At 58.2% G+C, this 12340-nt stretch carries 12 protein-coding genes; 3 read left to right on the top strand and 9 right to left on the bottom strand.

Going from position 1 to position 12340, the window contains the following annotated elements; genetic code table 11:
* Positions 1–1668, bottom strand: a complete 1668-nt coding sequence (locus K3728_13995; protein ID UWQ94799.1) for a GMC family oxidoreductase N-terminal domain-containing protein — start codon at positions 1666–1668, stop codon at positions 1–3.
* A 572-nt stretch (positions 1669–2240) separates the two neighbouring features.
* Between K3728_13995 and K3728_14000 the strand changes: the two genes are divergently transcribed.
* From K3728_14000 to K3728_14010, 3 genes are read left to right on the top strand one after another with little or no spacing between them, the layout of a single operon-like run.
* Positions 2241–3479 carry a four-carbon acid sugar kinase family protein gene (locus K3728_14000; GenBank protein ID UWQ94800.1) on the top strand — a complete coding sequence of 413 codons (1239 nt, stop codon included), beginning with the start codon at positions 2241–2243 and terminating at the stop codon, positions 3477–3479.
* On the top strand, positions 3476–4123 hold the full coding sequence (locus K3728_14005; GenBank protein ID UWQ94801.1) for an aldolase: 648 nt from the start codon (positions 3476–3478) through the stop codon (positions 4121–4123). The genes K3728_14000 and K3728_14005 overlap by 4 nt, the downstream gene beginning before the upstream one ends.
* Positions 4120–4884, top strand: coding sequence for a TIM barrel protein (locus K3728_14010; protein UWQ94802.1), 765 nt, complete (start codon positions 4120–4122; stop codon positions 4882–4884). The genes K3728_14005 and K3728_14010 overlap by 4 nt, the downstream gene beginning before the upstream one ends.
* 3 nt (positions 4885–4887) lie before the next feature.
* On the opposite strand, the gene K3728_14015 is transcribed toward K3728_14010, so the two are convergent.
* The 8 genes from K3728_14015 to K3728_14050 all read right to left on the bottom strand — a co-directional run bounded on the left by K3728_14015 (position 4888) and on the right by K3728_14050 (position 12339).
* The gene (locus tag K3728_14015; protein ID UWQ94803.1) at positions 4888–5601 is read right to left on the bottom strand and encodes an RraA family protein; all 714 of its coding nucleotides are present in this window, start codon (positions 5599–5601) and stop codon (positions 4888–4890) included.
* Positions 5598–6296, bottom strand: coding sequence for an alpha/beta hydrolase (locus K3728_14020; GenBank protein ID UWQ94804.1), 699 nt, complete (start codon positions 6294–6296; stop codon positions 5598–5600). Before K3728_14020 ends, K3728_14015 begins: the two co-directional genes overlap by 4 nt.
* Positions 6286–7083, bottom strand: a complete 798-nt coding sequence (locus K3728_14025) for a 2,4-dihydroxyhept-2-ene-1,7-dioic acid aldolase (GenBank protein UWQ94805.1) — start codon at positions 7081–7083, stop codon at positions 6286–6288. Before K3728_14025 ends, K3728_14020 begins: the two co-directional genes overlap by 11 nt.
* Entirely contained in the window at positions 7083–8204 is a 1122-nt protein-coding gene (locus K3728_14030; protein ID UWQ94806.1) for a hypothetical protein, read from the bottom strand. The genes K3728_14025 and K3728_14030 overlap by 1 nt, the downstream gene beginning before the upstream one ends.
* Positions 8205–8227: 23 nt before the next feature.
* Complete coding sequence (locus tag K3728_14035; protein UWQ94807.1) at positions 8228–9283, bottom strand: ABC transporter ATP-binding protein; 1056 nt, start codon at positions 9281–9283, stop codon at positions 8228–8230.
* Positions 9284–9295: 12 nt separating this feature from the next.
* Positions 9296–10111, bottom strand: coding sequence for a carbohydrate ABC transporter permease (locus K3728_14040; GenBank protein ID UWQ94808.1), 816 nt, complete (start codon positions 10109–10111; stop codon positions 9296–9298).
* The gene (locus K3728_14045; GenBank protein ID UWQ94809.1) at positions 10108–10992 is read right to left on the bottom strand and encodes a sugar ABC transporter permease; all 885 of its coding nucleotides are present in this window, start codon (positions 10990–10992) and stop codon (positions 10108–10110) included. The genes K3728_14040 and K3728_14045 overlap by 4 nt, the downstream gene beginning before the upstream one ends.
* Before the next feature lie 66 nt (positions 10993–11058).
* A complete protein-coding gene (locus K3728_14050; GenBank protein ID UWQ94810.1) occupies positions 11059–12339 on the bottom strand; it encodes a sugar ABC transporter substrate-binding protein in 1281 nt (426 codons plus the stop codon).
* Between the last annotated feature and the right edge of the window lies 1 nt (position 12340).

Raw genomic sequence — 12340 nt, forward strand, 5'->3', positions numbered from 1 at the left:
TTACTTTCCAGCCAGGATCCAAGCCGCTGCCTTTTCCGCGATCATGATCGTGGGGGAGTTTGTGTTGCCGCTCGTGATCTCGGGCATGACAGAGGCGTCCACGACCCGTAAGCCCGATACACCCTTAAGACGCAAATGCGGGTCCAAGACAGCCGTCGGGTCATCTTCACGGCCCATCTTAACAGTGCCAACTGGATGGAAAATGGTGCTGGCAATGTCACCCGCGAGCCGCGCGAGGTCATCGTCGGATTGATACTGAACGCCGGGTTTGTATTCCTCAGGCTCATACGGCTGCATCGCCGGTTGATCCATGATTTTGCGCACCTGACGGAGGCTGTCTGCTGCGACCTTGCGGTCGTCTTCGGTGTTCAGGTAGTTCGGCGTGATCTTTGGAGCGTCACGGAAGTCGCCGGACGCGATCCGAACGTGGCCCCGGCTTGTCGGGTTCAGGTTGCATACGCTGACAGTCATGGCGGGGAAGTCATGTAAGTCATCCCCGAAAGCCTCAAGACTCAGCGGTTGGACGTGATACTCAAGATTAGCGTGGGTCCGACTAGGGTCCGACCGCGTAAACGCCCCCAATTGACTTGGCGACATGCTCATCGGGCCCGACCGCTTCAGCAAATACTCCAAGCCGATTTTGGCTTTGCCTACCATGGAATTGGCCAAGGTATTCATGGTGCTGGCGCCTTTGACCTTAAACACTGCCCGGATCTGCAAATGGTCTTGTAGGTTCTCACCCACGTGGGGCTGATCCAGCACCACATCGATGCCGTGAGATTTCAACAAATCTGCGGGGCCGATGCCGGACAACTGCAAAATCTGGGGCGAGTTCACTGCACCGGCCGACAACACCACCTCTCGATCGGCCGTCGCGTTTATGGACATGCCATTGCGATGCACCTTGACGCCAATGCACCGCGGCACGCCTTCGTCGCCGACTTCAAAGATCAACTTTTCAGCCTGTGCCTCGGTCCAGACCGTCAGGTTCTTCCTTGTCTTGGCGGGCCGCAAGAACGCCTTGGAGGTGTTCCAGCGCCAGCCAGAGCGTTGGTTTACATCGAAATATCCGACACCGGCGTTGTCGCCGCTATTGAAGTCATCGGTTTTTTCAATTCCCGTTTCTGTTGCGGCATCGGCAAAGCTGTCCAGCACGTTCCAACGCAGGCGCTGCTTTTCGATCCGCCATTCACCACCATGGCCGTGCATGTCAGAGAAACGTGCGTTGTCGCCTGTGGCGGGATCGGCGCCATCGTCCAGTTTATAGTGATCCTCATGAGCTTTGAAATCAGCCAGAGAGTTTTCCCAATTCCAGGCGCTCTCTCCGGTTAGCTCGGCCCAATTGTCGTAGTCTCGGGCCTGACCGCGCATGTAGATCATGCCGTTAATGGAGGAGCACCCCCCCAAAGTCTTCCCCCTTGGGTACAGGAGACTGCGACCGTTCAGCCCTGCGTCTGGCTCGGTCTTATACATCCAGTCGGCGCGGGGGTTGCCGATGCAATAGAGGTAGCCAACAGGGATGTGAATCCATGGGTATGTGTCGGCCTTACCCGCTTCGAGAAGTAGGACATTGTTCGCAGGATCTGCGCTAAGACGGTTGGCCAGCAGGCATCCTGCAGAACCACCCCCAACAACGATATAGTCAAACCGAGTTGCATCAGCGCTCATAGCCCGTCCCATCAATCCATCATGTCATTGTCACTTACAACGAGAGAGGACTGCGGGCCGGACATAGGTACAAACTACTATGCCAAACCGACCCTTCACGCGCCCTCCCCAGCCGTGAAAGATGGCGAAGGCTTGCGTGAGAACAGCAGGGAAATCTAATTACTTTTGCTACATTGCAATATAAACGCTCTTTATAATGCCTCTTGGGACCAGAAGTATCTCTCGAATTCTCCTCGGTCTCGTTAAGCATGTCGTGTTGATATCAGATCGACGCCCTGCCCGCCGCAATGCTCTCTCACGAAACCGCTAAACGAAAGAAGTTATCCGCATTGTCAAAAGGTCGGTCGGAGAAAGTCGCCGCACAGCTCCTGTCGCGGTGACGACGGGAAAACAGCGAACGAGTTTGGCCAGAAGTGCGAGAGCGTTCTGTGGGATGGTTATGGAATACGCCGCCGGTACCCGGCTTGACCCATAAATCACTTCTCGGTATCAATATTATTATTGATAAAATTATCACCGCCTGAAGGCCCGTCGCCTTTGAGGCCAGTTAGCACTCAATTGGAGAGACCGTGATGCTTCTTGGATGTATCGGTGACGATTTTACCGGATCAAGCGATCTGGCCAATACGTTGGCCAAAGGCGGCATGCGGACGGTCCAATACACTGGAACACCTGACACTCCCGCTGCGCCTCACGTGCAGGCTGGCGTGGTGGCGTTGAAGTCCCGCTCCATCGACGTGGACGATGCTGTCCGCCAATCCCTTGCGGCCCTTGAGTGGCTGTTATCGCAGGGTTGCCAGCAGATCTTTTTCAAGTATTGCTCGACGTTCGATTCAACGCCCGCCGGGAATATCGGGCCGGTCACGGATGCGCTGGCCGATGCGCTGGACGCGCATAAAGTCATCGTTTGCCCAGCGTTTCCGGGCACTGGCCGTTCAGTCTATCAAGGGCACCTTTTCGTCAATGACACTTTGTTGAGCGAGAGCGGCTTGCAAAACCATCCACTGACCCCAATGACGGATCCCGATATCCGCCGATGGCTCGCCCCCCAGACCCGCCACACCGTTGGCCACGTCGCAGCTGAGGATGTCTTTGCGGGGACCGACCGAATAACGGCGGCGCTAGAGGCGCAGCATCAAACGGGGCGCCGCCTGATTGTTGTGGACGCGATCCGAGATTTGGACTTGTTGGAGATAGGCCGGGCGGCAAAAGGCTTACCGCTGATCACCGGTGGTTCGGGCGTGGCCCTTGGGTTGCCAGCTAACTTTGGCTGTACACGGGCTCCGGTTCCGTGGGTGGGGCAACCGGGCAAAGCGGTCGCGCTTTCGGGCTCCTGCTCTGTGGCTACCCGCCGCCAGATCGCGCGCCATGCGGGAGCAAATCCAACCAAAGAAATCACGGCGGAAGAAGTGATAGAGCACCGCGTGACGCCCGCCGAAATCTCAGAATGGTTGCTACAGGCGGATGGTCTGCCGCTTGTCTATAGTTCTGCCGATCCCGATGTTGTGGCTCGCGTCCAGACCGAGTTTGGCCGCGCCAAAGCATCCGAGGCGCTAGAGGGCTTCTTCGCCGACGTCGCGCGTCTTTGCGTGGTGGGCGGCGCGACGCGGTTGATTACAGCGGGTGGTGAGACGTCCGGCGCGATTGTGGAAGGTCTGACACTCGACACGCTAGAGATCGGCCCGGAAATTGACCCCGGTGTCCCTGCCCTGCGCGCCCGCCGCGATCTGGTTGTGGCTCTCAAATCAGGCAACTTCGGCGCTGAGGATTTCTTTGTGAAAGCCGATCACATCCTGAAAGGCACCCAATGAACGAGTCCCAACTGCGCGAACAAATTTGCTTGCTGGCCGCGTCATTGTTCGACCGAGGCCTGACCCATGGTAGCACCGGCAACATCTCTGCAAGAACAGACGATGGCGGGCTTCTGGTGTCGCCCACGGGAACAAGTTTCGGCAGGCTCGATCCGGGCAAACTCAGTCGGTTTGACGCGCAAGGAACCCTTATATCGGGCGATAAGCCTACCAAAGAAATGCCCCTGCACTCTGCCTTTTACGAAACCCGCAGTACGGCGGGAGCGGTGGTGCACTTGCACAGCTGTCATTCCGTGGCGTGGTCGATGATGCCTGAGGTGAATGAAGACGATTTCCTGCCAAGATTTACTCCCTACGCGATCATGAAACTGGGGCGTGTGAAGCTGCTGCCGTTCTTTTTGCCGGGTGATCCGGCAATGGGAGACGCTGTACGCGGCTTGGCAGGTAATCGCAGCGCCGTGATGTTGGCCAATCACGGGCCAGTGGTGGCAGGCAAAGACATTGAGGCCGCGTGCAACGCAATAGAGGAATTGGAAGACAGCGCGCGCCTTGCGATGATGATGCGCGGGGTGCAAGCGCGTGGTCTGACTGACGAGCAGGTGCAGGCCTTGGTGAGAAAATTCGATGTGGAGTGGGATGTATGACGCGTTTTTCGGCCAATCTGGGCTTTTTATGGACTGACCGCCCCTTACCCGATGCAATTCGCGCCGCGAAACTTGCCGGGTTCGACGCGGTCGAATGCCATTGGCCGTTCGACATGGACCCGGCAGTTGTGAAAACTGCGCTAGAGGAGACCGGATTGCCTATGCTCGGCCTCAACACCCGGCGCGGAAATGTAACGGAGGGCGAAAATGGCCTAGCCGCGCTGCCCGGCCGGGAGAATGAAGCCCGCGATGCCATTGATGAGGCACTGGACTACGCCGCACGGATCCGCGCGCCAAAGGTGCATGTCATGGCAGGTTTTGCCGATGGCGCACATGCGCAGGAGACCTTTTCCCGGAACCTGCGCTATGCCTGCACCCAAGCTGGCAAGCGCGACCAAAGCATCCTGATCGAGCCGCTGAACCGCTTCGACGCGCCCGGATATTTCTTGAACACGACGCAGCTGGCCGCTGAGATCATCAGGGATATTGCAGCGCCCAATCTGGCGCTGATGTTCGACTGTTACCATGTGGGCCGGACCGAAGGCGATGTCATCGGCCATCTTCGTGTGCTTTATCCGATTATTGGGCACATCCAGTTTGCTGCCGTGCCCGATCGTGGAACGCCCGATCACGGGGATCTGGATTACGGGCCGGTTTTCGCGGAAATTGCTGCATTGGGTTGGACCCAGCCCCTTGGTGCGGAATACAAGCCCGGCGGCCCCACGAATGAGACGTTGGGATGGATGCAAGTGTTGGGATAGCCGTTAGGTTCGGGCCTTCTCGAACGCGGCCCAATGGGCCTCGAATTCTTCAAAGCTGACCGGACCGTCCTTGATTGGATTAAGAACAAGGCCTTCGCTCGCAAAAAGCGTGTTTAGGGCTGACGAAAGATCGGGAAGTACGTCAGGCGGTATGACCACCGCGCCATGGCAATCGGCGTGGATCAAGTCCCCCTCCGCCACGCGCAGGCCGAAGATTTCAACTGGGTCGCCTATACGGCGAACATGAACGAATCCGTGACTTGGACCGATGCCGCCCGCGAGAACCGGAAAAGACGCTGGCAGATCGCCGAGGTCACGCATCAGCCCGTTTGTGACAGCGCCTGCAAGACCGAAAACTCTGCCATGGACCTGCGCATGAACCTCGCCCCACCAGGCACCAGTGGCGGCCTCTCCGTCCATGTCTTCGATGACGGCAACGCCGGGACGTGGACCCTCGGCCATCGACCGGAAATAGGCCATCCGCCGGGCGCGCAGGATATCCTTATCCTCGGACGGTGCCTCTCGACCCGCGATGTGAGCGGTGCGGGCGTATCCTACGATCCGCGTGTCCAGATCACCGGACCATTTCACGGTCGCACGGGTGAAGCCGGCAAAGCCTCGTCTGCCCTGGGCCACTTCGATTGCGTTACACACTGTCGGCGTGTCGCAAGCCTGGAGCCGGGTCAGAAGATCGTTCGATAAGCCGAAATCGGTCATTGCGGGGTCCAGACGCCAGAAACAGCCCTCGCGCAGGTTATCGGGTCCTCGACCAGAGCGTAATGACCTAGGCCATCCAGCGCCACGGCGCGGCCATTGGGTGCAGCGGCGGCCGCCTCTTGCGCAAGACTTAAAGGTGTCTGTTGGTCATCTGTACCGGTCATCATCGAAACCGGACAGGCCGCACCTGCCAGCGCGGACAAAGCACCGGGACGCCCCAAGGCGAGCGCCGTCTGCGCCTCAATAAAACGCTGTGTGTCATGGGCCATGGACAGAACGAACGCCCGAGCCTGCTCTGGGTCGTTTCCCGCCAAAGGGGGAAGCCTGCCAGTCAAGGCTGCGTTGCCTCCGATAGCGGCGACATCGCGGGCGAGCTCCAGTCTTTCGTCGCGTTTTGCAGGATCATCGGCGTGCGGGTTGAGGCCAAAAAGGAGTAGCGCCGAGACATCCAGCCTATCTGCCAGATGAGCTGCCACGATAGCCCCCAAGGAAAACCCGCAGACTATGGCGTCAGGCGCAGCCACATCGTCCAACACGGCGGCGTAGTCGCCGACGTTTTCCCACTCCATGTCCACGAAACAGCGCGCGGTACGGGGCACTTTCAGCGCATCCAGAAAGCCATCGAAGACCGCTCCAGTACACAATGTGCCCGGCAGCAAGATCCAGCGGCGTCCGTCAGATGGATCAATACCCATGGTTAGCGGCGGGCTTGGCAGTATCGGCTTCTTCCATATCCAAAAGTTCACGAACTGCGCCCGAGACGCTGCGCGTCAAATGGGCGAAATCATTACCCGGTGTTACGAGATCATAACCCTGATCCATCCGCAGGCGGGCCTCAGCCGCATCGGCGCAGAAGATGCCGACAGGCAGGCCTTTTAGCTTTGCGCGTGATAGGACGTGGCTCATCGCCTCCTCCGAGGCGGGGCGCGGAAAACGCACGTGGCCGTCCATCGCGAAGGCCATATCGTTTGGGCCAAGATAGAGCATATCGATGCCTTCAACGTCGAGGATCTCGTCGATACGCGCGACGGCCTCAGCTGTTTCAATCATCGGGATCGCCATCACTGTTTTATTGGCGTTGGCCACGTAATCCGAGCCTCCATAAAGCAGCCCCCGCGAGGGTCCGAAGCTGCGATTGCCATGGGGAGGGTAGCGGCAGGCGGCCACAAGCGCTGCGGCCTGCTCAGCGGTTGAAATCATCGGACAGATGATCCCATAGGCCCCCGCATCGAGCAATTGCATGATCTGTGCCGGATCCAGATGCGGAACACGCACCATGGGGATCGCAGGTGTGGAAGAGATCGCCTGCAACATATGCAACGCCTCAGAAAACCCAAACATGCCGTGTTGCAAATCCACCGTGACAGAATGCGCACCGGTATGTCCGACACCCTCCGCCGAATAGCTTGCCCCGATAGAGAGCCAGGCATTAACGACGGGATCGCCCGCGCTCAGGCGTGATTTGACAAGGTTCGGACGCATCAACCAGCCCTCCGGTAAGTCGGAAGAAGTGAGGCTTTTGCAACAAAGCCCCCTGCATCCAGTCCGAAACCATCGGCCAAAGCGGCCTCGATGACTTCGCCGTCAAAGACAGGCCGTTTGCGGTGATCGCCCGAAATTGTAATGAGCGCCTCGACCATTTCGTCGCCGAGCACCTCCATCGACCGCACTGTACCCGCCGGGATGGAATAGGTGTCCCAAGCATCCAGTTCGACCGCGACGCCTTCCTGATATGTGATCCGCATACGGCCTTTGTGAAGGATGATGACCATCTTGTCGGGCAAGGCGAACGGGCTGACACGCGTGCCCGGCGCCATACGCAACCACTCAGTCGAGAAACCGTGAGGGTTGGTGATCGGGGCCGCATGTTCCCGGTTTTGGGTCATGCCGTATCCGATAACCGGTGCGATCTCCGCCCCGCAGCCGGGGAGATCGGCGTCGATGAAGGCGGGGCGGAAATCTCGGTCTTGGGCGGTGACGACACGGGATCGCATCGCTTCCGGCGAAACCTCGCGCAGGCCGGCAACATCGGATGCGGGCATCGGAGGGATGCACTCACTTGCTTCCGGCACCGCGTCACCGCGCGAGGTGTCGATCAGCGTGTTTTCGTTTGAGATATAGAGGCCGAATTCTGCCGCTTCCTCAATGATATCGGGGTGGAAGATCACACCGCCCGTATTGTCGCCGCCCAGGATCGTGAACAGCCAGCCATCATCTGGCCCTGCGTTGGTGAAGCCACGGAAAATCCATGTTGGAACCGACAGGATATCGCCTTCGCGCCCAGTGAAGGTGTGCTCGCCGTTTGAACCCCACCGGAAAGTCCATTCGCCCTTTTGGACAATGAAAACCTCGGCCGTGAAGTGTACGTGCAAGTTATTTGTGATGCCGTTGGGCATCGCCGCTGCGCCTACATTGAAACCGTGCGCCTCGGGCAGGTTGATCACCTGTTCAGTCGATGAAGTCACTCCGGGACCAATGATCGAATAGTTCTCTTTCAAATGCGATCCCGGCTTCTTGCAATCAATGAAGGCTACTGTACAGGATACGTAATCGGACCGTTTTATGTGGCGCGCGTCGGCGTCTTGTTGCGTGATGAGGGGCATGAAGATGGCCTTGTTTCTAAGGATTAGTAGTCCAGACGCTCGCCGGAGGTTTTGTCGAACAGATGAATGCGGCCGCCAAGTTTCGGTGCTAGCGAACATTGTGCGTTGATCGCGGCCTCATAGTCGGCAGGTCCACGGGCACAGATCGACGTACCCTTCTCGCGCAGGGTCAAAAGCGTTGCCTCACCGGTCAGTTCCAACGCATAGAGGCTGCCCGAGATAGGGGCATCAGAGGCCTCGGACAATTCCAGATCCTCAGGCCGGATGCCAAGCACCACGTTGTCCCGATCCGGCGCGGTAATCGGCATTTTCACGCCCGGAGCAGTGAAGGTTCCGCCCGCAATGTTGCCTTCAATCAGGTTCATCGACGGCGAGCCGATGAAGCTCGCCACAAACAGGTTGATCGGCTCGGAGTAGATCTTTTTGGGCGTATCGAGTTGTACGATCTGACCATCGCGCATGACGGCCACGCGGGTGGCAAGCGTCATCGCCTCCATCTGATCGTGGGTCACAAAAACGGTCGTGACGCCAAGCTCATGATGCAAGTGCTTCAGCTCCGCCCGCATTGACACGCGCAGCTTGGCGTCGAGGTTCGACAGCGGTTCATCCATTAGGAAGATCTTGGGCGTCCGCACGATGGCACGCGCGAGTGCCACACGTTGTCTTTGCCCACCCGACAACTCGGACGGGCGGCGTTTCAGCAGCGCATTAAGCTCCACCTTTTCGGCGGTTGCCAGCACCTGCTTTGTGCGCGTCGCCTTGTCGACGCCACGCAGTTTCAGCGGATAGGCGATGTTTTCGCCGACCGTCATATGCGGATAAAGGCCATAGTTCTGAAACACCATCGCGATGTCACGATCCTTGGGCGGCTTGTCGTTGACCCGCGCCCCGTCGATCATCAGATCGCCGGAAGTGATATCTTCCAGGCCCGCGATCATCCGCATCGTCGTGGTTTTACCACAGCCTGATGGCCCCAAAAGGACGAGGAACTCGCCTTCCTCAATCGTCAGGTTCTGCTTCTTGACCGCGTGGAATGCGCCATACCGCTTTTCAATATCGACCAGTTTGACCTCAGCCATACCCCTGCCCCTCTATTTGACCGCGCCGGCCGTCATGCCGCGCGTGAAGTGTTTCTGGATCATCAAAGCCATGATGAAGATTGGAACGGTAATCATGACGCCTGCCGCACTCATGAGTTCCCAGAGATCGCCACGCTCGGTGCGGAAGCTGACAAGGCCCACGGGCAATGTGACAGCGTCGCGGCGCGTCAGGATCAAGGAGAACAGAAACTCATTCCACGTCAGGATGAAACAAAAGATGCTGGACGTTAGGATGCCCGGCGCGGCCATCGGCAGGACGATGTCCTTGATGACGCGCAGGCGAGACGCCCCGTCGATCATCGCCGCCTCTTCACTGTCGGTAGGGATGGCGTCGATGTAGCCCTTGATCATCCAGATCACGAAAGGCGTCACGATGGCGAGGTTCACAATGATCAGCGCGATACGGGTGTCCAGAAGGTCCAGCGTGCGGAACATCAAGAAGAATGGCAGCACAATCACGACCGCCGGAATGAACTGTGTCGAGAGGATTAGGAAGAACAGAAACTTGCGTCCCTTCACGCGGAAGCGAGAGAAGGAATAGGCCGCCAAGGACGCACAAGGCACCGCGATCAACACCGTGACACCCGCCACGATGACGGAGTTCAACACCATCTCCTCCAGGTTCCACGGGTCTGAGAAGACCGTCGCGAAGTTGTCGAGTGTGGGCTGAAAGTTCAACGATAGCGAGTAGGCATCAATCGGGCGTTTGAACGCCGTCAGAAACATCCACGCAATCGGGAACAGCACCACAGTGCAAATCAGCAGGAGCAGGGCACGTTCGGCCCACCAGGAGAGTATACGCATCATGCCGTTGCCATCTTTCTCTCGCTCAAGAGCATGCGCACATACCAGATCGAGATTGTCATCATGATTGCCGTCAGGATCCACGCAAGTGCAGAGGCGTATCCCATATCGTACCATTCAAAGCCCACGTTGAAGATGAAGTAGGCCAGTGTTTCCGTAGATGTACCCGGCCCGCCACCCGTCAATGTTACGACCTGGTCGAACATCTTCAGCGCGAAAATCGTTTTTAGGATTGCGGTGACCAGCAGCACGCCCTTCATCTGCGGCAGGATGATGCCGAAGATGATGCGGAAGTTGGATGCGCCGTCAATGCGGGCAGCTTCCTCAGTCTCGCGCGGGATTGAGGCAAGGCCGCCAAGGCACATGAACGTCATATAGGGTGCCCAATGCCAGACATCGGTGACCACAAGAATAGCCATCGCAAGATCCGGGCTGGCAAGCCAAGGCGTGCCTTCAAGGGCGGGAAAGACCGCCGCGAGGCCGTTGGATAGCACGCCAAATTCGGGATTGAACATGAACCGGAAGCTCACACCGATCAGTGCAGGGCTCATGGCGAAAGGTAGGATCAGGATAATCCGAGTGAACGTGTGCATCTTTCCCTTGCGGCGCAGCAACAAGGCTAGCGACATCGCGATAACAAGGGTCAGGATCACGCTTGAGATCACGAATATAATCGTCACCCACAGAGAATTGAGGAAATGGGACTCGCCTGTTGCGCGGATGAAGTTATCAAGTCCGACCCAGCCTTCGGGTCGGCGGGACTGGGTCAGGTCCCATTCACGGAACGCCGTGGTCAGGGAGTAGGCCAGCGGGTAAAATGTCGTCGCAAGGACGATCAGAAAGCCCGGCACCAACAAAAAGTACTGGAGTGATCTATCGCGCATAGCGGGTTCTCTTCCCTTAAGAAGGTACCGCGGCCACCGATCTGGCAGCCGCGGGGTTCAAAGCAATTAACCGCGGATTTCAGCGATTTCTTCGGCCGCTGCATCAAGTGCTGCGCCGACATCGTCCTGTTCGCCCGAGGCAAGGCTGGAAATAGCAGTTTCCAGAACCTCGACGACGCGCAACCAGTCGTCGCCAAACTCCATGCCTTCTGCCGTGCTCAGCGCTTCCGCCGCTGCGGCGTGGATGCCACCCCAACGCGCATTGACTTCTTCGTCGCGCATGTTGGACAGATGAACAGCAACCAACTCGTTCAGCTCTGGGTCCAGCAGGACCGAGCGCTCTACCGACGGATCGGTTAGCCAACCAAGGTATTCAATGGCCGCGTCGGGGTTCTCAGACTCCTGAGTTACACCGAAGATCCAAGTATTCGTGAAAGTTGTGCGATCTGCGCCCGCAACCGACGGCAACGCCGCAAAGCCGAGTTGATCCGCGGCAATCGTGGACTGCTCCGGGTCGGTTAACTGCGAGCTAACCCACCACCATACGGGCAGCATAGCAGAGTTGCCTTGCTTGAAGCTGTTGACCGCATCCTGCTCTACAAAAACGGCCGAACCGGCGGGCGCGATTTCGTCGTCGGCTAGGAAGCCAATATACTGCTCCGTCGCCATGACGCCGGCTTCAGAGTTGAAGATCGGTTGCCCTGCATCGTCGAAAAGGTCACCGCCGTGCCCCCAAAGCAGGTTCATCCAGACCATAAGGTTCTGACCGTTCAAGCGCCCATAGGGCAATGCGATACCAGCGGCGTCCGTGGCCTCCTGAATCGCCTGACTGGCGGTCACTACATCTTCCCAGGTCTCGGGAACTCCAACGCCAGCCTGTTCAAACAGGTCGGTGCGATAGAACATCAACTGAACGTGGCCACGCACGGGAAGACCGTACAGTTCATCGCCGATCATGCCATGGCGCATGTGCGCGGCGGGAAAATCTGACAGGTCCGTCCCTTGCGCCGCAATGCCGTCACCGATGGGCTGGATCAGGTTGACCAGCGATGGCACCCACTGATCCATGATCGACACAACGTCGTAGTCGCCGCTGCCGCCGATCATCTCGGCCGTCAACGCCTCGCGCATGTTTGGGAACGGCACGTAATCGACTTCAACATCGATGCCTGTCGCCTCTTCGAACTCAGCAAATCGCGCTTCATGCGCTTGAAATTGACTGGACGTCACCGCCAAAATACGAACGGTCTGCCCTGCATAGGGCTGGCCTTCAGTCGCCTCCCATGCGGCGGCTTGGCTCGCCGCAAGAGCGGCCGTGATAGCAAGCGTGCTGGTCAAAAATCTCATA

This window comes from Rhodobacteraceae bacterium M385 (assembly GCA_025141835.1).
Classification (GTDB): Bacteria; Pseudomonadota; Alphaproteobacteria; order Rhodobacterales; family Rhodobacteraceae; genus Gymnodinialimonas.

What these genes read in the sequence shown, in the direction of transcription:
- K3728_13995 (UWQ94799.1), bottom strand. Translation starts at nt 1,668, where the DNA reads ATGAGCGCTGATGCAACTCGGTTTGACTATATCGTTGTTGGGGGTGGT.
- K3728_14000 (UWQ94800.1), top strand. Translation starts at nt 2,241, where the DNA reads ATGCTTCTTGGATGTATCGGTGACGATTTTACCGGATCAAGCGATCTG.
- K3728_14005 (UWQ94801.1), top strand. Translation starts at nt 3,476, where the DNA reads ATGAACGAGTCCCAACTGCGCGAACAAATTTGCTTGCTGGCCGCGTCA.
- K3728_14010 (UWQ94802.1), top strand. Translation starts at nt 4,120, where the DNA reads ATGACGCGTTTTTCGGCCAATCTGGGCTTTTTATGGACTGACCGCCCC.
- K3728_14015 (UWQ94803.1), bottom strand. Translation starts at nt 5,601, where the DNA reads ATGACCGATTTCGGCTTATCGAACGATCTTCTGACCCGGCTCCAGGCT.
- K3728_14020 (UWQ94804.1), bottom strand. Translation starts at nt 6,296, where the DNA reads ATGGGTATTGATCCATCTGACGGACGCCGCTGGATCTTGCTGCCGGGC.
- K3728_14025 (UWQ94805.1), bottom strand. Translation starts at nt 7,083, where the DNA reads ATGCGTCCGAACCTTGTCAAATCACGCCTGAGCGCGGGCGATCCCGTC.
- K3728_14030 (UWQ94806.1), bottom strand. Translation starts at nt 8,204, where the DNA reads ATGCCCCTCATCACGCAACAAGACGCCGACGCGCGCCACATAAAACGG.
- K3728_14035 (UWQ94807.1), bottom strand. Translation starts at nt 9,283, where the DNA reads ATGGCTGAGGTCAAACTGGTCGATATTGAAAAGCGGTATGGCGCATTC.
- K3728_14040 (UWQ94808.1), bottom strand. Translation starts at nt 10,111, where the DNA reads ATGATGCGTATACTCTCCTGGTGGGCCGAACGTGCCCTGCTCCTGCTG.
- K3728_14045 (UWQ94809.1), bottom strand. Translation starts at nt 10,992, where the DNA reads ATGCGCGATAGATCACTCCAGTACTTTTTGTTGGTGCCGGGCTTTCTG.
- K3728_14050 (UWQ94810.1), bottom strand. Translation starts at nt 12,339, where the DNA reads ATGAGATTTTTGACCAGCACGCTTGCTATCACGGCCGCTCTTGCGGCG.